The following is a 21,218-nucleotide window of genomic DNA, read 5'->3' as shown; positions in this document are numbered from 1 at the left end:
CTACTTCGCCTTGTAAATCGCATCCAGCCGGTCCGGCGTGGCGCTGACACGCTCCAGCGCCGGGTAGCGCAGGCCGCCGCGCCAGTCGATGCGGGCGCTGAAGAAATGGTCGCCGTCCTTGACCAGCAGCTGGATCGGCGCCTTGCCGTCGATGTTGGCGGTGACGGCGGCCGTCAGCCGCTCGGGCCGGTAGCTGCGTTCGTTGACGGCCAGCACCTGCATGCCCGCGGCAAGTCCCGCCTGGAAGGCCGGGCTGTCCCAGTAGACCTGGTCCAGCTTGCCGTCGCTGGTCACGCGCAGGCCGAGTGAATAGGCCATGTCCTGCGGGCGCTCGTCGCCTTCAGGGCCGCTCCAGCCACGTTCCTGGGCCGAGAACCGGCTTTCTTCGGTGCGCCAGCGCAGCTGCCAGCCGGCATGGCTCACGCCGTCCAGCGGAGCGACGGTGCCGGTGCGGTTCAGGCGCTCGCGCCAGAAACCGGCCCAGTCATGCGGTTGCAAGGCGTTCAGTGCCGTGACCAGCTCGTCGAAGGTGTAGGTCAGCGGCTGGATCGAGCCATCTGCGCGCTGCTGCGGTGTGCGGCCGAAGAAGCTGCGCGCGAAGTCGTCCAGCGACTTCTTGCCGCCGCTTTTCTCGCGGATCAGCGTGTCGGCGTCCAGCCACAGCAGCAGGCCTTCGTCGTAGTAGTCGCTGCTGCGCTGCCAGTCTTCCCATTCGGCCGTGTGGCCGGGGCCCAGCGTGGCTTCGTTGGTGGTGTCCTGCAGGCTGCGCCAGACCCGGCCGCTGCGGGCCTGCGCGTCGGCCGCAACCGCAGCCAGCCGGTCGCGCGCCTGCTCGGGCGTGGACAGCCCGCTGCGCGCGGCCAGCACATGGCCCCAGTACTGCGTGAGCCCTTCGTAGACCCACAGCAGCGAGTTGCGCATGGGGGTGTTGTAGTGCGGCGTCCAGAGGTCGGCCGGGCGACGGAACTTGCCGTTCCAGGCGTGCACGTATTCGTGCGGCAGCAGTTCGCGGCCGCGGATGGCCTTGTCCCAGTCGCTGAAGTAGTCGGCCTCCAGGCCGTTTTCGCTGGACTCGTGGTGCTCCAGGCCGATGCCGCCGAACTCGTCGGACAACGCCAGCAGGAAGTCGTATTGCCGGTACGGGCGGTGGCCGAACAGCTTGTCGGCCTGCTGCACCAGGGCCTTGTGGGCCGCAAGCTGCGCGGCGGTGGCGACGAGCTGGCCAGGCTCGTCGGCCAGCAGGTTCAGCGCCACGGCGTGCGGCGTGCCGGGCGGGTCCAGCTCGATTCGTTTGGTGTAGCGGCCGGCGAACAGCGGTGAGTCGACCAGGGTTTCGAGGCCAACCTCGGCGTAGTCCACCCAGCCGTCCTCACCAGCACGTGCGGGCTGGCCGGCGGGCGAGCGCAGCGCGGTGGCCGGCTGCCAGCCCACCGGCAGGCGCAGCCGCGGCTTGACGCGGATGGCCGCAGCCGCCGGCCCGGCCGGGTACAGCAGCACGGTTTCCCATTCCACGCCCAGCATCTCGCGTGTGATGCTGATGCGGTCGCCGCCGTGCTTGACCGGCGCGGTGTACTGGAACGCCAGCTGCAACTCGCTGACGCCCGCCGGCACGTTCAGGTGGAAGGCAAACGGGTCGGTGACGTCGCGCTGCCAGGGCAGGCGCCGGTCGCCGGCCAGCACCGTGAGGCCGGCCAGGCGGGCCACGTCGCCATAAGGCCCATGCGCGCCGGGCAGGAAGCGGGCGTAGTAGAGCGTCAGCGGGCCGCCTTGGGCGGCGGGCGCGATGGGCAGGCGCTGGCTCACCTTCAGCAGGCGGTGCGCAAGGTCGGTGGCGTCCACCTCCAGCGCGATGGTGCCGGGCCAGGTCTGGACGTCTGGCGCAGCTGGCGCAAGCACGGTGGCTGGAAGCGAGGGCGGTGGCGGTGGCGGTGGCGGGGCCCCCATGGCCGGCGAGGTCATCAAGGCACTGATGGCGCCCAGGCACAGGCCGGTCACGAGCCACCCGCGAATGGGTGCCCGCGCGGCCCGCATGTCTGCGGACAAGGTCTTCGGTAGCTGCATCGTCGAAGTATCCACGCTGCGGCGAAGCGATCCGTCAAGCCCTATGCCGCAGGGGCTGCCTACTGCGCGTTGCGCAGCACGGGAATACACAATCCGTTCACGTTTCGTTCGGGCCACGACAACGTCAACTCAATCACGGTATTGGGCATCGTGGTCGAACCACAGGCAGCGCCCAACGAAGGCCGCTGCCTATCATCCACCGCTCCACTTCGAGAAGACTGCCGCCGCCGGCTCCTGGGCAGCGCACGGACAGGAACCACCGGCAATGTCGCCCCCCCGTCGTACCAGGCACGTGGCCAGCCACGGGTTGAGAAGCATCGATGCTTCGACCATCCGCCTGTTCCTGAACTTCGCCAGCCAGCAGACCCGCGACAGCTGGCAGCTGGGCGAGTTGCCTGCGGCAGAGCTGGTGTTCGTGCCGGCGGGCGAGCCGGTGCCAACCGAGGCAGTTGCTGCCATTGGCGTGTGGGTCGGCCCCGTGCCCGAGCATGTGCGCACGATGCCGGCCGAGTTCGAGCCCGTGAAACGGCTGGCACAACCGCTGCAGCTGGAAGCCTTCATCGAGGTGCTGCGGCAGGTGGAACGTGCGGACCCACCCGCTGCACCTGTTGCCGGCAAGACGGCGCCGCCTCATCCTGCCGCCTTGCCGGCCACCGCGGCGTCGGCGCCCATGGCCAAACCGGCGGCTCCGACCGTGCCCCCGCCGCGCCAAGCGCGCGACCCGCGTGCCCGCTTCCGCCTCAAGCGCTGGCCCAGCGCGCGCAGCCTGGCACGCCACCGCTACCTGCCGCGCCTGGCCAGTTTCCTGTCGGCACGCCACCTCAGCGTGCTGGAGCTGGCGGCGCTGAGCAACGTGAGTGCCCAGGAGTGCCAGGCCTTCCTGGACGACATGGCCGCGCAAGGCATCCTGGAGCAGCGCATTGGTAGCCCGGGGCTGGTGCTGCCGCCGGCGCCACCACCTGCCACGCATGCGTCCACCTTGCCGCCTTCGACCTTGCCGCCATCCGACTTCGGCGCCGACACCGTGCCCGAACGCCCACCCCAGGCTGCCCCTCGCGAAACCGCGCTGGGCGGGCTGATGCAGCGGCTGCGCAGCCGCCTGGGCCTGTCGTGAACAAGGCCACCAGATGACAGAACCCAAGCTCGTCTTCACCGGCCCGCCCGGCGCCGGCAAGACCACCGCCATCGCCGCCTTGAGCGACATTCCGCCCATCGTCACCGACGTGCGCAACTCCGACGCCAGCCTGGCCAAGACGCACACCACCGTCGGCATGGACTACGGCGAGGTGAAGCTGGCTGGCGACGAACGGGTGCGCCTGTTCGGCACGCCGGGGCAGGAGCGCTTTGCCTTCATGTGGCGCATCCTGGCGCGCAACGCGATGGGCCTGGTGCTGCTGCTGGACAACTCGCGCGCCGACCCGCGGGCCGACCTGCGGCTGTACCTGCAGGCTTTTGGCGAACTGCTGCGCGACACGCCTTGCGTGATCGGCGTGGGCCGGCTGGACACCCATCCCGAGCCCTCGCTGGACGCGCTGGCCGATGAACTCGAACAACTGGGCTGGGTCTTTCCGCTGCTGGCGGTGGACGTGCGGCAGCGCGAAGACGTGCTGCTGCTCGTCGACACCGCGCTGGCGCAGCTGGAAGCCCGCCAATGGCAGGACACGCAATCATGAACCCCGAAGTGGACGAGACCCTGCGCCTGCGCGCCCAGACGGTGGCTGACGAGTTGCTGGCCCGCATCGACGGCGCCCGCGCGGTGCTGCTGGCCACGGCCGACGGCTTTGCGCTGGCCAGCGCAGGCGAGCCGCGCGACACGCCGCAGCTTGCCGCAATGACCAGCGCCATCGCCGCCATCAGCCAGGTGGTCAGCCAGACCTCGGACCTTGGCGAGCCGCAGTGCGTGGTCGTGGACGCCAGCCGCGGCTTTTTGCTGGTGCGCTCCGCGCAGTACCGCGGCACGGCCGTGGTCATCAATGTAATGACCACGCGCCAGGCCTTGCTGGGCATGGCGATGCACGTGGTCAACGCGGCCGCCCGCGAGCTGGAACTCTGAAGATGCCCCACCGGATTGCCGAACACCTGCAGCGCATGCTGGACAGCACCGAAGGCGTGGTCGCCTGTGCGCTGGTCGATGCCACCAGCGGCCTGGTCTGGCACCGCTGCGGCCCCGAGTCCGCGGGTGACGAAACCCTGTGGGAGGCCGCCATCGACTACTGGCGGCTCTATGGCCGCCAGCGTGGGCACTTCGAGGTGCTGGGCGAGCTGGGCGCGGCGGTGATGTACCACCAGCATGGCGTGCTCGCGGTGCTGCCCTGCCGGCATGAAACCGAGCTGCTGATGGTCTGCCGCGCCGAGCACCAGGCGGTGGACTGGCGCGGCTGGCAGCGGCGCGTGCGCAAGCTCGCGCTCGAGATCGAAGACCTGATCTGACGCGGCAGCGCGTCGGTTCTTCCCTGTGCCAGCGGCGGGTGCCGAGGGCATTTTTCACCTCCGAAAGGTAGTACTGCCATGGCCTCGATCAAACAATCCCTGGATGAACTCCTCGCCGTCGACGGCGCGCTGTGCGCGGCCGTCGTCGACACCGACAGCGGCATGATGCTGGGCTCGGCCGGCAGCGGCCTGGACCTGGAAATCGCCGCGGCGGCCAATACCGAGGTGGTGCGCGCGAAGATGAAGGCCATGCGACAGCTGGGCCTGAACGACGTGATCGAGGACATCCTGATCACGCTGGGCAAGCAGTACCACCTGATCCGCCCCTCGGCCCGCAAGGAAGGCGTGTTCATCTACTTCGTGCTGGACAAGGCCCGCTCCAACCTGGCGCTGGCCCGCCGCAAGCTGCAGGACGTGGACAAGAACCTGGTGTTCTGACCCGGCCGCGGGTGCTGGCCTACGTGAATACGTCACACCCGCCGCGCCCGTGGCGTGTTTTACCCTTTCCATTGATGACAACTGACACATCCATGGGACGCGGCGTTTGCATGCTGTCTGCCATCATCATCTGCAAATTGACGCCCAGCCGGGCAAGGGGCAAGGCCCCGCGCGGCATGAGCGTCCCCCAACAAGAGGGCGCATGAACGCGAATCGCCGAACCAGGGTCGTGGCCTGCCACGGATTGACCGAGGTGGACCTCTCGGCCCTGCAGATCTTCCTGAGTTTCTCGCTGCACAGCACACGCGACGCATGGTCGCTCGGCACGCTGGGCGAGGCCGACCTGTTGCTGCAGCCGCTGGGCGAGCCGCTGCCGGTGCTGGCGATGCCGGTCACCATCGTCTGGCTGGGCGAGATGCAGGCCGGCGTGCCGGCCGGCAGCCGCTATGCGCTGGCCCGCCCGCTGCAGCTGGACCAGGTGCTGGCGCTGCTGGTGGGCATCGAGCGGCAGGAAGACGCCGGGTTCGCCGACGTGGTGGCCGACCCGGGCCATTTGATCGCCGATGCCAGCCTGACCCAACCGTTGCCGCGGCCCGAGCCGCAGCCAGAACCCAGGCCCTTGCCTGCCACCGCTGCGATGCGGTCCTTGGCGTCGGATCCGACCGATGCCGCGGTGATCTTCCGGCTCAACCGCTGGCCCAGTGCCACCAGCCTGGCCACGCACCGCTACCTGCCCCGGTTGGCCAGCCTGCTGACCACGCGCAGCCTCAGCGTGTTCGAGCTGTCCCGCCTGAGCAATGTGGCCGAAGACGAGTGCTCGGCCTTCCTGGAGGACATGGCCTCCGAAGGCATCCTGGACACGCAGTTCCCGTCGGAACTGCCGTCCGAGCTGCCATCCGAGTTGCCGTCCGGTTTCGACGAGGAAACGCCCGCGCGGCCGGCCAGCGCGCCCGCTGCGCCCGGGCTGGTGGGCCAGCTGCGCTCGATGCTGCGCCTCAACTGACCCGGCCTTCAGTCCTTCACTTCGCCGCCAGCTTGTGTGGCGGCGCGTTCTTCACGTACTGGTCGAACCAGCTGACCATTTCGGCGATCAGCTGCTCGTTCGACTCCATTGCCGCGTACCAGTGCGGCTCGTGCGGCAGCATCACCAGCCTGGCGGTGCCGCCGTTGCCGCGCAAGGCCTCGTAGAGCTTGCTGGCCTGCAGCGGTGTGGTGCCGGGGTTGGCATCGTCCGCGCCGTGCACGATCAGCACCGGGGTCTTGAGCTTGTCGGCATAGAAGAACGGCGAGACCTTCATGTACACGTCCGGCGCGTCCCACACCGAGCGGCGTTCGCTCTGGAAGCCGAACGGCGTCAGGGTCTTGTTGTACGAGCCGCTGGTGGCCACGCCGGCGCGGAACAGGTCCGAGTGCGCCAGCAGGTTCACCGTCATCAGCGCGCCGTGGCTGTGGCCGGTCACGCCCACGCGTTCGGGGTCGGCCACGCCCAGGCGCACGGCTTCGTCGACCGCGGCCTTGGCATCGGCCACCAGCTGGTCCATGTAGCTGTCGTACGCGCGCTTGGGGTCGCCGACGATGGGGAACGAGGCGTTGTCGATGATCGCGTAGCCGGCCAGCAGCAGCAGCCGGTACTGGCGCAGCCGCGTGAAGGTGGCCTGCGAGCCTGTCACCTGGCCAGCCTTGGCCGGGTCGGCATAGTCCAGCGGGTAGGCGTAGAGGATGGTCGGCACGCGCGTGCCTTCGACGTAGCCGGGCGGCGTGTAGAGCGTGAACGACAGGTCCAGCCCGTCGGCGCGCTTGTACTTCACGAGCCGCTTCTGGATTGCCCGCACCTCGGGCGTCGGGTCCGGCAGGTGGGTGATGGCGGCGGCGCTGGTGGCGAACTTCGCTTCGCCCGTGGCCGCGTCCACAGTCGCGCCCAGCGTGCGCAGCAAGGCGTTGGGCGGGCTGGCCGGCGTCTGATGCCAGGTCAGGAAGTGCGTGTTGTCCGGGCCGGTGAAGGCCAGGAAGCGCTCGAAGGCGGTCTTGTCGCTGCGGAACAGGCGCTGGCTCTGCAGCGTGTTCAGGTCCAGCCTGTCGAGGAAGGGCCGGTCGCCGTCGGGTGACGAGCCCAGGCCGGACAGGAAGATCGCATCGCCGTCCTGGCGCATCACCAGCGCGCCACTGGCCAGCCGGCGGAACACCGGGCGGCCGGGGTTGGCGTATTTCTCGTCGCTGGAGAGGTCCCACACCACCTTGGCCTCAGGCTTGGCCTGGTCGAAGTTGACCCGCAGGCCGCGCCGCCAGTGGCGGTTCTCGTCGAACTCGTCGATCACCGCGGTGTCGGCCCGTTCGCCCCACAGCACGCCCACGTAGCGCTGCGCCAGCCGCACGACCTCGGTCGGCGCGGCGGTGAACGGCGCTTTCAGCAGCATCACCTTGTCGCGCTGCGGCGCGTCGACCTTCCAGTCGCCGCCGTCCAGCGCCTCGGCCCAGACCAGCGTGGCCGGCTCGGTCTGGCGCCACGAGAACTCGCGCGGGCCGACTGGCACGCCGGCCACCGGCACCCGGTCGGTCAGCGGGATGGAGGCGATCTTGGCGATGCCGACCTTGGCCGGGTTGGCGATGTCCCAGACCTCGACCTCGCGCGGGAAGCGCTCGTGGGTCGTCACGTAGGAATACGGCTTGTGGATGCGCGTCACCAGCACATGCCGGCCGTCGGGCGCGGCGTCCAGCGATTCGTGGTTGGCCGGCTTGCCGACCAGCACGACGCTGCCGCTGGCGGTGTTGACCAGCGTGACCTGCGAGCTGGCGTAGTAGTCGAACAAGTCCTCATCGTGCGGGCTGTTCAGCGTGTCGCGGTTTTCGTAGGTGCTGCTCTCGCCCTGTGCGCCGGTGGTCTGCTGGATGCTCGGGCCGCTGGGTACCACGGGTTCGGGCGGCGGCGCGCCCAAGCCGGCCGGCACGGTCGGTACCAGCAGCGTCTTCTGGTCCGGCAGCCACTGCAGGCCGTTGTCCAGCATCGGGTTCAGGCGCACGCCGGGCATGCGGCGCAGCGCGCCGGTGGCGGCATTGCCCACCCACAGCTCCACCGCGTCATGCGTGGTGTTGGCAAACGCAAAGTGCTGGCCGTCGGCCGCCCACACCGGCTCGCCGGGACATGCGCCAACGGGCAGCGCCAGCGGCGTACTCGCGCCATCGGGCAGGCGAACGAGGCTGATGGCCTGCGCGCAGGGCGCGATGCCGTAGCCGCCGGGGGTGTCGTGCTTGCTGTGGTTGGCGATCTCGACCCGTGCGCCGGCCAGCTTCAGGAAGGGCGTGGCCACGCGCGACATCGCCGGGTACTCGGTCCACGAAACCAGCAGCATGGCCTGGCGCGTCGGGCTCACGAAGGGCACCGGCGGCGACGGGGCGTGCAGCACGTCGAGGATGTTCTTCGGCGGCTGGCTGTAGCCGGAGGGCGCAGCGGATGCAGCCAGCGCAGCGGGCAGCACGGCCACGCTCAGCGCGGCCGCCAGGAGACGGGCAAGCGAAACAGACACGAACACAAGCTCCTTGTGGGATGCGGATGGAAAAGTGGCCACGTCGGTTGAACGTGGCCACAGGGGATTCTTGGGCTTGGCGCTCACGCCGGCTGTTCTTCGATCACGTAGCTCGCGCCGTCGAACTGGGCCAGCGTCTCGACCAGGAAAGGCATCACTTCCTTGAGCTGAGCGTGCAGCGTCCACGGCGGGTTGATGATGAACATGCCCGAGCCGGTCAGGCCGAAGCCGCGCTCCCCTGGCTGGCTCACCGTCAGCCGCACATGCAGCCAGCCCTTGGGCGACAGCGCCATCAGCCGCTTGGGCAGCTGCGCCGATTCGACCCGGCTGACCTGCGGATACCAGACCATGTAGACGCCTTCGGCAAAGCGCACCACCGCCTCGCGCAGCGCGGCAATGACCTTGCCGTAGTCGCCCACCAGCTCGTAGGAAGGGTCCATCAGCACCAGGCCGCGGCGCGGGTTCGGCGGCACCTGGCCCTTGAGGCCGGCAAAGCCGTCCTCGTTGAAGATCTGCACATGCTTGTTGCCGCCGAAGTGGGCGGCCAGCGTGCGCGCGTCGGTCGGATGCAGCTCGAACATGCGCATCTGGTCGGTGCGGCGCAGCAGCTGGCGGGCGATGGACGGCGAGCCGGGGTAGAGCGCCAGCGGCGGCGTCATGCCTTTTTCCAGCACCGGCTGCACGCCATCCTCGCCGGGCTGCAGGTTGAACTCCTGCACCAGCCGCACGTAGTCGGCCACCAGCGGCGGCAGGTCGGGCCGGCTCCACAGGCGGTTGATGCCCTCGCGGTACTCTGCCGTCTTCTGCGCCTGCTGGCCTTTGAGCAGGTAGCCGCCAGCGCCGGCGTGGGTGTCGACATAACGGTAAGGCTTGTCTTTTTCCGCCATGTAGCGCAACACCTGGACCAGCACCAGGTGCTTTAGCACATCGGCGTGGTTGCCTGCATGGAAGGCGTGTCGATAGGCCAGCATCTCGGGGGTCTTTCTCTCAGGTCAACACCGGACTGTACCGGGCCGACTAGGCTTGCGGCATGAGCAACCTCTTCTCCCCTCTTCAAGTCGGCCAGATCGCACTGGAAAACCGCGTCGTGATGGCGCCGCTGACCCGCAACCGCGCCAGCGCCGGCCGCGTGCCCAATGACCTGATGGTCGAGTACTACCGCCAGCGCGCCAAGCCGGCCACCGGCATGGGCCTGATCATCACCGAGGCCAGCCAGATCAGCCCGATGGGCCAGGGCTACCTGGACACGCCGGGCATCTACAGCCCCGAGCAGGTGGCAGGCTGGAAGAAGGTGACGGACGCGGTGCACGCCGAAGGCGGCAAGATCGTGATCCAGCTCTGGCACGTGGGCCGCATCTCGCACACCTCGCTGCTGCCCGAGGGCGCGCAGCCGGTCTCGTCGACCGAGAAGGCGGCCAACACCAAGACCTACACTGCCGAAGGTTTCGCACCGGTGTCCGCCCCGCGTGCGCTGACGCTGCCCGAGATCGCCGAGACGATCGAGGACTACCGCAAGGCCGCTCGCAACGCGATCGAGGCCGGCTTCGATGGCGTCGAGATCCACGCCGCCAACGGCTACCTGCTCGAACAGTTCCTGCGCGACAGCTGCAACGACCGGACCGATGCCTACGGCGGCTCGATGGAAAACCGCGCCCGGCTGACGCTGGAAGTGGCCACCGTCATCGTCGAAGAAATCGGCGCTGGCCGCACCGGCATCCGCCTGTCGCCCATCACCCCGGCCAACGACATCGGCCAGGACAGCAATCCGCAGGCGCTGTTCGAATACGTCGTCAAGGGCCTGGCCAGGCTCGGCCTGGCCTACGTGCACGTGGTCGAAGGCGCCACCGGCGGTCCGCGCGACCTCAGCGACGAGGGCATCACCTTCGACTTCCCGGCGCTGAAGAAACTCTTCCCCGGCGCCTGGATGGTCAACAACGGCTACGACCGCGCAATGGCCATGGATGCCATCGAAACCGGCAAGGCCGACCTGATCGCCTTCGGCAAGCCTGCGATTGCCAACCCGGACCTGACGTACCGCCTCGAAAAGAACGCCGAACTGGCCGTGCCGGACATGAAGCGCCTTTATGGCGGCAGCGGGCCGGAGGGCTACACGGACTATCCGAGCCTGGGCTGAGCTTCCGCGGCGCTCACGAACACCACACGATTGCGCCCTTGCTGCTTGGCACGGTAGAGGGCTTGGTCGGCCAGGTCGATCAAAGGCTTGAGCTCGGCAGAGCCCTCTGCCTGCGTGCTGTCGACCGCGCCCATGCTGCAAGTCACGGTCAGTTGCGTGCCGTCCTCCAGCGCGAACGGGTGCTGCGCCACCAGGCAGCACAAGTGCTCGACGCGCTGCCGGCCGGCCGCAGTGGCACAGGACAGGCCGGGCAGCACCAGCAGGAACTCTTCGCCGCCGTAGCGGCCCAGGGCGTCGTACTCCCGGATGTCGGCCTGCAGGCAGGTCACGACGGCTTGCAGCACGGCATCGCCTGCTGGGTGGCCATGGCGGTCGTTCACGCGCTTGAAGTGGTCGATGTCAAGCAGCACCAGCATCACCGGCGGCCCGCTTCGCCTGGCCCTGGCCAGTTCCCGCTCGGCCGTGGCCATGATGGCTCGCCGGTTGAGCGCGCCGGTCAGTCCGTCGGTGAGTGCCTGTTGACGCATCTGCTCATGGGAGGCCTCCAGCGCCTGCGTTCGTTCGCGCACCAGCCGCTCCAGCTCGGTCTGCCGGTGCATCAGGCGGCGCACGCGCCATCGGTGCGCCGCCATGACCAGGCATGCCATCAAAGCCGCATAGCCCAGGCGAGCCCACTGGCTGCGCCACCAGGGTGGCAGGATCTGAAATGAAAAGCTGACCGTGGCCGAGCGCTGGCCCAGGTCCAGGTTTTCTGCCCAGGCCTCGAAGCTGTATTCGCCTTCGGGAAGGGCCGCAAAGCTCACCTCCTGGTTCGAGGTGACCGCCCACTCGTCGCTTTGCCCACGCAACCGGTACCACACGCGCAAGCCTTCCCGGTTGGCAAAGACGGGCACCCGCCAGTGGATCGCCAGTGGCAGCTCCGACCAGTTCGCCTGCCAGGGCAGGGCAGGGTCTGGCGTTTCCTGGGCGCGCCGGACGCTGGCGATGTGAAGCGCCAGATTGGCCGGAGCCAGCAACTCCTCGGGTTGCGAAATCCTGCTGGCACCCTGGCTGGTGCCCACCCAGATGTCACCGTCCTGGTCTTCATAGAGTGCGTTCTGGTTGCAATCCCCCCAGACCAGCCCCTCGGATGGATCGAAGCGGCGCCAGCGTTCGCCGTCGGTGACCAGCAAGCCCCCATCGGTGGCCACCCACAGCCAGCCACGGCGATCCTCCAGCAGGCTCTGGATGTTGCGCCTACCCAGCGCCTGGGCACGCACGCGCTCCGCGTACCAGTCGCCTGTGGCATCCGGCGCCATGCGCCACAGGCCGCCGTCACGGGTGGCGAAGTACACGCGCTGGTGCCTTCCGCAGGCCAGGGGCCAGACGGCCGTGGCTTCGCTGGGCAGGCCGTGCACCCGGGGCCTTGTGAAGCCTTGGCCGGGCAGTTGCAGCAACAGGCCTGCGCTGGTCGCCAGCCAGAGGCGGCCCGCTTCGTCGTGACACATGTTGGAAATGGCGGCATCTCCCCCCAGCACTGAGCGTTCAGCCTCGATCCGCCGGGCCACCGCCTGGCCTGCGTGGTCGCGCCGAATCTCGTACAGGCCGCCGTGGGTGGCCGCCCACAGCGTGCCATCCGGGCGAGGCAGCAACTGGTAGATCACCGGCAGGCCCGCCACGACGCGGCGCCATTGGCCGCTGCGTTCGTCGCGCCGCAGCACCTCGCCCTTGAACGTCGCCATCCACAGCTGGTGCTGCTCGTCTTCCACCACGCTGCCAACCTGGTGGGCGGTGCCGGCGATCGGATGCATCTGCAGACGGACCCCGGTCCCTGCGCCCCCTGAGGTCTGTGCAAGGCCTGAGCCTGTGCCCAACCAGAATCGGCCGCTGCTGTCGCGCATGAAGCGCCAGACTTCTGCGTCTGGCAGGCCCTGGCCCATGGTCCAGTTCGACCAGTGGTCGTAGCCTGACCAGCGCGCCAGGCCGCGACCGGCCGTGCCGAGCCAGACCTCACGGTCGCGGTCGACCAGGATGGCGTGCACGCCGCCGGCGACTTCCAGGCCGTTGCTGCGGCCAAAGCGCTCCCAGCGGCTGCCATCCCAGCGCAGCAGGCCGCCGTCTTCCAAGGTCAGGATGCGGCCAAGGCCGTCTTCCGCCATGGGCATTTGCGGATGCACGGTGCCCAGGCTCAGTTCCGCAGGCGTGAGGGCTTCGAAATGCTGCCCGCCCGGCGGCAGCCGCATGATGCGGGCGCGCGAGCGTGCCCAGATGCTGCCGTCGCGCGCCTGCAGCAGGCTGGACCAGAGCGTCGGCGGCAGACCCTGCTTCGCCTTCCATTGCGCCAGCCGGCCCTGCTGCCATTGGCACAGGGCCTCGCCACAACCCATCCACAAGGTGCCTTCGCGGCCCATCAGGATGGACTGCAGCCCCAGGTTCGTCAGCTCGGCTTCCACCTCGGATGGCAGCGCAGGTTCGGCTTGAAGACTCACGGGCGCTGGCGTGGTGGCTGCGCTGGCAACCATTGCAGCCCGCACCAGCTTGACCCGCCCCCTGGAGAGCACCAGCAGGTCGCCCGTGGCGGTGAGCGCCAATGTCTGCCCCAGGCCGACTGGCAGCGGCCGGCCTTGATCCGTGACCTCGGTGAACCGCCCGTCCTGGCGCAGCCACAGGGCCTCCGCGGTGCCCACCCAGAGCCCGCCCCTGGTTGCCGGCATGAGCTTTGTGATCTGCCGATCTGCCAGTGGCAGCGCTTCAGGGTCGGCGCGCGCAATGCGCGAACCGTCATGCAGGTACAGACCGTTCTCGGTGCCGATCCAGAGTCGGCCTTTGTCGTCTTGTGCCAGGGCGGTGACCACGAGATTGTCCAGGCCGGACGCCGACTGCATGTACTGCAGCGGCAGGGCCTGCGCCATGGCTGCGGGCCCTGCCATCCCCGCCAGCCAACTGGCGAGCACTGCGCACAGGCACCGCCACGCCAGCGGCCAGCGGGTCAGTGCGCTCAACAATTTCAGACTGTGGCCGGGCCTGCTGCCCCTCATGGAAGATCGTGTCATCCCACCGGGAGCGTAGCGCCGCGCATCACGGCAACAAACGCGAAGAAACGGGCCTGCGACCCGCCATTCACCCGGGCATTGGGCACTGGCAAGGGGCCCCAACGGGTCAGCGGGCCATCTTGGCGCGGAACCACTCGGTCAGACCGAGCTCGCGGGCGCCGGGTTCCAGCGTGAACTCATCGCCCGCCTGCACCTCGCCCGGCACCAGCACCGCCAGGTAGCTGCCGCAGTAGCCGGACTGCACCATCAGCTTCGAGGCCTGGTTGAAGCCCATCGCGGCATTGAACTTGAAGCAGGGTCGGCGGGGTTCGCTGACGACCAGCACCGCGCCGCTGGGCAGGCACAGGCGGTCGCCGATCCACAGCTCACGTTCCGTCACGCCTTGCAGCGTGAGGTTCTCGCCGACGAGGCCGGGCGGCACGTCTTCGTCCCAGGCGCCGGCGCGGGCCTGGGCGCGCACGGTGCGCCAGAACGGCAGGTGTTCGCTGGGGTAGGCGTAGACGGCCTTTTGAATGCCGCCGTGCACCGTGGGGTCCGCCTGCTCATCGCCTTCCAGCCCCAGCGGATGGATCATCACAGGGCCGCTGCAAGGGCGCTTGCCAATGGCGGTCATGACCTCGCGGCCGTTGATCTGCACCCGCTGGGCGCGGGCCACGTTGACGCTGAGGATCTTCATGGCGCCATTTTCGCCGGGGATGGGGAGCGGGGCCAGCGCCGGGCCGCCCCAAGCGGCCCCGCCTACCCGCCCGGCGGGTGACCCCACGTACTCGCGGGGGCGGGTGCCCATTTACCTGCGGTGGATCTTGATGGTCTGGACCTTGGGCGTGCCGCCGTCGCCGCAGGCGCTGCAGCCGCCGTCCCCGCCGCCGCAGCCACCGGCCTGGCGTGCGGCTTTCTGCAGCCAGGCCTGGTTCGGCGCCAGCGGCAGCAGCTTGCGCGCCAAGCCCTGTCGCAGCGCTGCCGGCATCAGCGTCCACAGCGCATAGGCCAGGCTGCCGGCCACCAGTGAAAGGACGATCAGGTTCTGCATCAGCATGGCGTCAGCCTCCCAGCCAAAGGGTCACGTGATAGGTCACGAACGCTGCCGCGTAGGCCAGCGCGAAGAGGTAGGTCGCCATCCAGAACGGATAGCGCCAGCTGTTGGTCTCGCGCCGCACGGCGGCCAGCGTGGAAATGCACTGCGGCGCGAAGATGAACCAGGCCAGCAGCGCGTAAGCGGTGGCCAGCGACCAGTCTTGTGCAATCACCGGGGCCAGGCTTTCGGCAACCTGGTCGTCTGCCGCGGACAGCGAATACACCGTGCCCAGCGCGCCGACCACGACCTCGCGCGCCGCCATGCCGGGCACCAGCGCGATCGAGATCTGCCAGTTGAAGCCGATGGGCGCGAACACGTGTTCCAGCAGCTTGCCGAGCTGGCCGGCGAAGCTGTACTGGATGGGCGCGCCGGTGGCGCCTTCCGGTGCAGCCGGGTAGCTGGAGAGGAACCACAGCAGCACCGTCAGCGAGAAGATGATGGTGCCGACGCGGCGCATGAAGATGTGCGCGCGCTCCCACAGCCCCATCGCCAGGCTGCGCAGGCTGGGCACGCGGTACGGCGGCAGTTCCAGCATCAGCGGCTGGTAGCGGCTCTTGTGCCACACACGCTTGAAGACCCAGGCCACCGCGCAGGCGGACAGCACGCCGGCCAGGTACAGCGCAAACAGCGTCAGGCCGCGCAGGTTGAACGGGCCGACGGCGCGGTCCGGCACGAAGGCGCCGATCAGCAGCGCGTAGACCGGCAGCCGCGCCGAGCAGGTCATCAGCGGCGCGACCATGATGGTGGCCAGCCGGTCGCGCCAGTTGGCGATGGTGCGCGTGGCCATCACGCCCGGGATGGCGCAGGCGAAGCTGGACAGCAGTGGGATGAAGGCGCGGCCCGACAGCCCAACCTTGCCCATCAACTTGTCGAGCAGGAAGGCGGCGCGCGGCAGGTAGCCGGAGTCTTCCAGGATCAGGATGAAGAAGAACAGGATCAGGATCTGCGGCAGGAAGACGATCACGCCGCCGACGCCGGCGATCACGCCGTCGACCAGCAGGCTGCGCAGCGGGCCATCGGGCATGTGGGCGCTGGTCCACTCGCCCAATGCAGCCATGCTGTCCTTGATCAGGTCCATCGGCCAGTTGGCCCACGAGAACACGGCCTGGAAGATGATGAACAGCAGCGCGGCAAGGATCAGCGGGCCGATCCACGGATGCATCACCAGCGCGTCCAGCCGGGCGTCCAGCCGCGGCTTGCGCATGGGTTGTGGGGCGGCCAGTGCCAGGATGCGGGTGACCTCGCGCTGCAGCACGATGACTTCGTTCAGGCCGACCGCCGGCCGCGCGGCATGGCCGTGTTCGGTGACGGCGGCCGGAGCGGCTGGCAGGCGGCCAATGGCCTCGCCGAACTGCTGCAGAAGTCCGGTGTGGCCGTCGTTTTTCACGGCCACGGTCTCGACCACCGGGCAGCCAAGTTCGGCCGCGAGGATCTTGCTGTCGATCGCCAGGCCGCGCGCGCGGGCCACGTCTGCCATGTTCAGCGCCACGACCATCGGCCGGCCCAGCTCGCGCAGCTCCAGCACCAGGCGCAGGTTCATGCGCAGGTTGGTCGCGTCGACCACCGCGACGATCAGGTCCGGCACGTCTTCCCCGGCACGCCGGCCTTCGATGACCTCCAGCGTGACCTGCTCGTCCAGCGTGACTGGCCGCAGGCTGTAGACGCCCGGCAGGTCGATCACCGAGACCGTGCGGCCGCTGGCCAGGCGGGCCGTGCCGACCTTGCGCTCGACGGTGACGCCGGCGTAGTTGGCGACCTTCTGGCGCGCGCCGGTCAGCAGGTTGAACAGCGCGGTCTTGCCGCAGTTCGGGTTGCCGACCAGCGCGACGCTGGGTGCGCGGTCACCGAGCTCGCCCAAGGTCGCTGCGTTTGCCGCGCTCATGCCTGCCCCTCGGCCAGCTTTGCCGCGCCATCCAGGGCCACCTCGATGCAGACGGCTTCGGCCAGCCGCAGCGCGAACAGCGCATCGCCGACCATCACCGCCAGCGGCTCGCGCCCACCCGGCCCACGCTGCACCACTTGCACCGGCTCGCCCGGCAGGAAGCCCAGTTCGGCCAGACGCTGCAGCGCGGCTTCATCGAGATCAGCGCTGCGCGTTTGCAGCTGCGCCACGTGCGCGAGCGCACCGGTGGGGAGTTCGGACAACAGCATGGAGCAGATGGGAAGGATCGGCGGGTGAGCGTGCGGCGGGATGCCGGCGCGGCTTCGCATACAAATGAGAGTATGTCTCATTTGCACTCCCGGCGCTGCATCCACGGGTTTTGCTCGGCTTTTCCCCGTCGCCCATCCCGCTGCGGCCTCAGGCATCAGTCCATGCCGGATTTGCATGACGGATCGGTCACGCTTGGCGCACGATTACCTCGAAGTTACATTGAAGCGACGGATGCCTACCCATGGGACCAGGCTGCGGCTGGGCGACATTTCTGGAATTGCGATGTAACCGCTGCAGCACTGTCGCCGCCGTCAGGCACCCGCTCGCTCGCGGCATTGGGCGAGCCCCGCATGTGCCGGCAGGCCGTTTGGCCGCCGCTCCGGTGACATCGGCGAGGTTCGCCCAATCCCGTCTTTTGACTTTGATGATTGGAGCCTTGCCATGAACCGCCCCGTCGAGGAAGGTGTGCGTTTGAACGCGCCCGCCTATGTGAAGAACGCCCGCCTGCTGGCCTGGGTGGCCGAGGTCGCCGCGCTCACCGAGCCCAGCGACATCTACTGGTGTGATGGCTCCCAGCAGGAGTACGACCGCCTCTGCCAGCAACTGGTGGCTGCCGGCACCTTCAAGCAGCTGAACCCCGTCAAGCGCCCCGGCAGCTACCTGGCCTGCTCCGATCCTTCCGATGTGGCGCGGGTCGAAGACCGCACCTTCATCTGCGCCCAGCGCAAGGAAGACGCCGGCCCGACCAACAACTGGATGGCGCCCGCCGAGATGCGCGCGCTGCTGCAGACCGGTGAGCAGCCGCTGTTCAAGGGCAGCATGAAGGGCCGCACGATGTATGTCGTGCCGTTTTCGATGGGCCCGCTGGGCTCGCCGATCGCCCACATCGGCGTCGAACTGTCGGACTCGCCGTACGTGGCGGTCAACATGCGCGTGATGACCCGCATGGGCCGCGCAGCGGTCGAGCTGCTGGGCGTGGAAGGCGACTTCGTGCCCTGCGTGCACACCGTGGGTGCGCCACTGCAGGCCGGCGAGGCGGACGTCTCATGGCCCTGCAACAAGACCAAGTACATCGTGCACTATCCCGAGACGCGCGAGATCTGGTCCTACGGCTCCGGCTACGGCGGCAACGCGCTGCTGGGCAAGAAGTGCTTCGCGCTGCGCATCGCCTCGACCATGGGCCGTGACGAAGGCTGGCTGGCCGAGCACATGCTGATCCTGGGTGTCACGAGTCCGGCCGGCAAGAAGTACCACGTGGCCGCTGCCTTCCCCAGCGCCTGCGGCAAGACCAACTTCGCGATGCTGATCCCGCCGGCCGCGCTGGGCGACTGGAAGGTCACCACCATCGGCGACGACATCGCCTGGATCAAGCCGCGCGCCGACGGCAAGCTCTACGCGATCAACCCCGAGGCCGGCTACTTCGGCGTGGCCCCGGGCACCAATTTCGAAACCAACCCGAACTGCATGCACAGCCTGGACCGCGACGTGATCTTCACGAACGTGGCGCTGACCGACGACGGCGACGTCTGGTGGGAAGGCATGGGCCCGGCGCCCGCGCACGCCATCGACTGGCAGGGCAAGGACTGGACGCCGCAGATTGGCAAGGAAACGGGCGCCAAGGCCGCGCACCCGAACGCCCGCTTCACCGTTCCCGCCACCAACAACCCGGCGCTGGACCCGGCCTGGGACGACGCCGCCGGCGTGGCCATCGACGCGTTCATCTTCGGCGGCCGTCGCTCCACCACCGTGCCCTTGGTGACCGAGGCACGCGACTGGACCGAAGGTGTCTACATGGCCGCGACCATGGGCTCGGAAACCACCGCCGCGGCAGCCGGCCAGCAAGGCGTGGTGCGGCGCGACCCGTTCGCGATGCTGCCGTTCACCGGCTACAACATGAGCGACTACTTCCAGCACTGGCTGGACCTGGGCGCCAAGCTGCAGGCCGAAGGTGCGACGCTGCCGGCGATCTTCTGCGTCAACTGGTTCCGCAAGGGCGCGGATGGCAAGTTCGTCTGGCCGGGCTACGGCGACAACATGCGCGTGCTGAAGTGGATGGTCGAGCGCCTGGAAGGCCAGGCGCAGGCGACCGAACATTTCTTCGGCCTGAGCCCGCGCTACGAAGACCTGAGCTGGGAAGGCCTGGACTTCAGCCGCGAACAGTTCACCAGCATCATCAGCGCCGACCCGGCCGCCTGGACCGCCGAGCTGAAGTTGCACGACGAGCTTTTCAGTCAGCTGGCCTACCACCTGCCGGCCAAACTGAGCGCCACCAAGGCCAAGCTGGAGAAGGCGCTGGGCGCTTGAGGCGCAGTCAGCTCACCACCAGCAGCGCCCCGCGGGGCGCTTTTTTGATGCTCAGAACAGGTGGCCGACGTTGAACAGCGTCAGCAGGCCCAGCACCGCGAACACCGCGGCGGCAATGCCGTGCACCAGCGTCATCGAGACCTTGCGGGCGATCTGGTCGCCCAGGAAGACCGCGGGCACATTGGCCAGCATCATGCCCAGCGTGGTGCCTGCGACCACCGCGAACAGGTCGGCATAGCGGGCGGCCAACGCCACCGTGGCGATCTGCGTCTTGTCGCCCATCTCGGCAATGAAAAACGCGATCACCGTGGTGCCGAACACGCCAAAGCGGCTGCTGTTGCCCGCTGGGGCGTCGTCCAGCTTGTCCGGCACCATCATCCAGGCGGCCATGGCCAGGAAGGAGCCGCCAATCACCCAGCGCAACAGGTCCGGCCCCAGCAACGCAGCGACTGCGCCACCGATGGCGCCGGCAAAGGCATGGTTGATCAGCGTGGCGACCAGCACGCCGGCAATGATGGGCCAGGGCTTGCGGAACCGCGCGGCCAGCAAAACGGCCAGCAACTGCGTCTTGTCGCCCATTTCACCCAGCGCGACGACGCCGGTGGACACGAGGAAAGCTTCCATCTGAACAACTCCGGGGCCGGTACCAAGAAACCAGGACTGCACGCGCAACCCCGGCCCAACCGGAGGCGATGCAGTCAAAGGTCTTGCCAGGCCCAGCGGCGCTGAGGACCAGCGGCGCTTGGTGGTTGCTGTGCGCGCCATGGCCGTGAGGGCCAAGTGTGTTGACGCGGACCCCTGTGGGTACAGGGCGGCTACTCCCCAATGACGAGTAGCCGCCAGTATAGCCAGCGAGCCTGGATAGACTGCACCCGCCATGAAGATCCAACTGATGTCCGACTTGCACCTGGAGCGTGATCCAGGTTTTGTGCCCGTGCCGTTGCCCGGCGCCGACCTGCTGGTGCTGGCCGGCGACATCGGCTCCTACCAGGCCGGCTCGCGTCTGAAGGGCGACGATTTCGGCCTCGCGCGCTTCTCGCCCAAGGGCGCCGGCGCGGCTTGGCCCGAGGTGATGTTCCTGCCGGGCAACCACGAGTTCGACCACCTCGAATACCGGGCGACCTACGACAGGCTGCGCAGCCTGTGCGAGCAGCTGGGCATCGGCTGGCTGGAAGGCGAGGTGCTGGTGCGAGGGCGCGTGCGCTTCATCGGCAGCACCTTGTGGAGCGACTTCGATGCGCTCGCGCCGGCCGACGCCAGCGTCACCGAACAATTGCGGCTGCGCGAAAAAGCTTTCCGCGCAGCGAATTTCTACCTGCGCAAGAACACCAGCCTGCAGGATGGCCAGCCAATGCTGGCCGAAGCCGTGCGCGCGCTGTCACTCGCCAGCCAAGCCTGGTTGCGCGAGCAGCTGACCCAGCCGTTCGACGGCAACACGGTGGTGGTGACGCATTTCGCGCCATCGCTGCGCAGCGCGGACCCACGCTATGGCGTGAACCCCGGCACCGCAGGGTTCTGCAATGCGATGGACGACCTGCTGCCCCAGGCCCAGGTCTGGATGCATGGCCACCTGCATTGTTTCAACGACTACACGGTGCAGGGCAGCAGCACCGAAGGGCTGCCCTGGGCCTGCCGTGTCGTCGCCAACCCGCTGGGCTATGCGAACAAGGGCGAGCAGGCGGCTTACCGGCCCGGGCTGCTGATCGAGCTGCCGGACTGAGTCCCGATGTGGGCGCTCCGCGCGCTCAGTTGTTGTGGCGGCGGGCAAACCAGCCGCGGGACGGCGTTTGTCCACGGGCGCCACCAGGCTCGGTGTGATGCGGCAGCGGCGGCTGGTCCAGCGTGTATTCCATGCCAATGGCCGTGCCCATGTCGGCCGGGTCTTGTTGGTGGCTGGCGGAACCTGCAGGCAGACCGATCAGGCGGCGAAGCAGGCTGTTGGGCCGGGAATTCATGTGGACCTCTCCTCAAAAGTGTTAAGGAAAGTTTCGGCCGCGTCACACCCGGAGATAAGTTGAATGACGCCAAGAACCACACGCTATTCAGGGCTTTATCTTGGCCCACCTCGGCA

Annotated in this window: 19 protein-coding genes and 1 riboswitch; of the genes, 9 read left to right on the top strand and 10 right to left on the bottom strand. The window is 68.5% G+C overall.

Translation table 11 applies throughout. From position 1 onward, the window contains the following. Complete coding sequence (locus tag LRH25_RS27260) at positions 1-2,061, bottom strand: M61 family metallopeptidase (protein WP_231012898.1); 2,061 nt, start codon at positions 2,059-2,061, stop codon at positions 1-3. Between the two features lie 265 nt (positions 2,062-2,326). Between LRH25_RS27260 and LRH25_RS27255 the strand changes: the two genes are divergently transcribed. The 6 genes from LRH25_RS27255 (at position 2,327) to LRH25_RS27230 (ending at position 5,932) form a co-directional block, all read left to right on the top strand. Next, positions 2,327-3,175, top strand: a complete 849-nt coding sequence (locus LRH25_RS27255; RefSeq protein ID WP_231012897.1) for a hypothetical protein — start codon at positions 2,327-2,329, stop codon at positions 3,173-3,175. A gap of 13 nt (positions 3,176-3,188) precedes the next feature. Next, on the top strand, positions 3,189-3,734 hold the full coding sequence (locus LRH25_RS27250) for a GTP-binding protein (protein WP_141287326.1): 546 nt from the start codon (positions 3,189-3,191) through the stop codon (positions 3,732-3,734). Further along, positions 3,731-4,114, top strand: a complete 384-nt coding sequence (locus tag LRH25_RS27245; protein ID WP_170200833.1) for a roadblock/LC7 domain-containing protein — start codon at positions 3,731-3,733, stop codon at positions 4,112-4,114. The genes LRH25_RS27250 and LRH25_RS27245 overlap by 4 nt, the downstream gene beginning before the upstream one ends. A 2-nt stretch (positions 4,115-4,116) precedes the next feature. Then, complete coding sequence (locus LRH25_RS27240; RefSeq protein ID WP_141287324.1) at positions 4,117-4,491, top strand: hypothetical protein; 375 nt, start codon at positions 4,117-4,119, stop codon at positions 4,489-4,491. A gap of 78 nt (positions 4,492-4,569) precedes the next feature. After that, positions 4,570-4,929, top strand: a complete 360-nt coding sequence (locus LRH25_RS27235; RefSeq protein WP_141287323.1) for a hypothetical protein — start codon at positions 4,570-4,572, stop codon at positions 4,927-4,929. A gap of 202 nt (positions 4,930-5,131) precedes the next feature. Continuing rightward, the gene (locus LRH25_RS27230; protein ID WP_141287322.1) at positions 5,132-5,932 is read left to right on the top strand and encodes a hypothetical protein; all 801 of its coding nucleotides are present in this window, start codon (positions 5,132-5,134) and stop codon (positions 5,930-5,932) included. 16 nt (positions 5,933-5,948) lie between these two features. Here the strand turns inward: LRH25_RS27230 and LRH25_RS27225 are convergent, their stop codons facing one another. Next, positions 5,949-8,450: a S9 family peptidase gene (locus LRH25_RS27225; RefSeq protein ID WP_141287321.1), complete on the bottom strand. Its 2,502-nt coding sequence runs from the start codon at positions 8,448-8,450 to the stop codon at positions 5,949-5,951. 83 nt (positions 8,451-8,533) lie between these two features. Beyond that, positions 8,534-9,421, bottom strand: coding sequence for a 23S rRNA (adenine(2030)-N(6))-methyltransferase RlmJ (locus LRH25_RS27220; RefSeq protein ID WP_141287320.1), 888 nt, complete (start codon positions 9,419-9,421; stop codon positions 8,534-8,536). A gap of 59 nt (positions 9,422-9,480) precedes the next feature. Here LRH25_RS27220 and LRH25_RS27215 point away from each other — a divergent pair, with 59 nt between their 5' ends. Beyond that, entirely contained in the window at positions 9,481-10,584 is a 1,104-nt protein-coding gene (locus LRH25_RS27215; protein WP_141287319.1) for an alkene reductase, read from the top strand. Here the strand turns inward: LRH25_RS27215 and LRH25_RS27210 are convergent. The 5 genes from LRH25_RS27210 to LRH25_RS27190 all read right to left on the bottom strand — a co-directional run bounded on the left by LRH25_RS27210 (position 10,566) and on the right by LRH25_RS27190 (position 16,902). Beyond that, on the bottom strand, positions 10,566-13,493 hold the full coding sequence (locus LRH25_RS27210; protein WP_231012896.1) for a ligand-binding sensor domain-containing diguanylate cyclase: 2,928 nt from the start codon (positions 13,491-13,493) through the stop codon (positions 10,566-10,568). The genes LRH25_RS27215 and LRH25_RS27210 overlap by 19 nt on opposite strands. 229 nt (positions 13,494-13,722) lie before the next feature. Next, positions 13,723-14,292: an MOSC domain-containing protein gene (locus LRH25_RS27205; protein ID WP_141287317.1), complete on the bottom strand. Its 570-nt coding sequence runs from the start codon at positions 14,290-14,292 to the stop codon at positions 13,723-13,725. A gap of 111 nt (positions 14,293-14,403) precedes the next feature. After that, a complete protein-coding gene (locus LRH25_RS27200) occupies positions 14,404-14,652 on the bottom strand; it encodes a DUF6587 family protein (RefSeq protein WP_231012895.1) in 249 nt (82 codons plus the stop codon). Positions 14,653-14,656: 4 nt separating this feature from the next. Then, a complete protein-coding gene (feoB, locus tag LRH25_RS27195) occupies positions 14,657-16,573 on the bottom strand; it encodes a ferrous iron transport protein B (protein WP_141287992.1) in 1,917 nt (638 codons plus the stop codon). Then, positions 16,570-16,902 (bottom strand): FeoA family protein, encoded by a 333-nt coding sequence (locus LRH25_RS27190; protein WP_231012894.1) that lies wholly within the window; start codon positions 16,900-16,902, stop codon positions 16,570-16,572. Before LRH25_RS27190 ends, feoB begins: the two co-directional genes overlap by 4 nt. A gap of 382 nt (positions 16,903-17,284) precedes the next feature. Here LRH25_RS27190 and LRH25_RS27185 point away from each other — a divergent pair, with 382 nt between their 5' ends. After that, positions 17,285-19,147 carry a phosphoenolpyruvate carboxykinase (GTP) gene (locus LRH25_RS27185; RefSeq protein ID WP_141287990.1) on the top strand — a complete coding sequence of 621 codons (1,863 nt, stop codon included), beginning with the start codon at positions 17,285-17,287 and terminating at the stop codon, positions 19,145-19,147. 51 nt (positions 19,148-19,198) lie between these two features. Here LRH25_RS27185 and LRH25_RS27180 read toward each other — a convergent pair whose 3' ends face one another. Then, positions 19,199-19,771: a TMEM165/GDT1 family protein gene (locus tag LRH25_RS27180; protein ID WP_141287989.1), complete on the bottom strand. Its 573-nt coding sequence runs from the start codon at positions 19,769-19,771 to the stop codon at positions 19,199-19,201. A 24-nt stretch (positions 19,772-19,795) separates the two neighbouring features. Further along, positions 19,796-19,983, bottom strand: a riboswitch (yybP-ykoY riboswitch). Between the two features lie 41 nt (positions 19,984-20,024). Between LRH25_RS27180 and LRH25_RS27175 the strand changes: the two genes are divergently transcribed. Beyond that, on the top strand, positions 20,025-20,867 hold the full coding sequence (locus tag LRH25_RS27175) for a metallophosphoesterase (RefSeq protein WP_141287988.1): 843 nt from the start codon (positions 20,025-20,027) through the stop codon (positions 20,865-20,867). Between the two features lie 25 nt (positions 20,868-20,892). On the opposite strand, the gene LRH25_RS27170 is transcribed toward LRH25_RS27175, so the two are convergent. Further along, a complete protein-coding gene (locus LRH25_RS27170) occupies positions 20,893-21,102 on the bottom strand; it encodes a hypothetical protein (protein ID WP_141287987.1) in 210 nt (69 codons plus the stop codon). Positions 21,103-21,218 lie beyond the last annotated feature (116 nt).

Source organism: Ideonella azotifigens (assembly GCF_021043325.1).
Classification (GTDB): Bacteria; Pseudomonadota; Gammaproteobacteria; order Burkholderiales; family Burkholderiaceae_C; genus Ideonella; species Ideonella azotifigens.
Note: the sequence above shows the minus strand (reverse complement) of the source record. Positions and strands in the feature narration are given on the sequence as shown.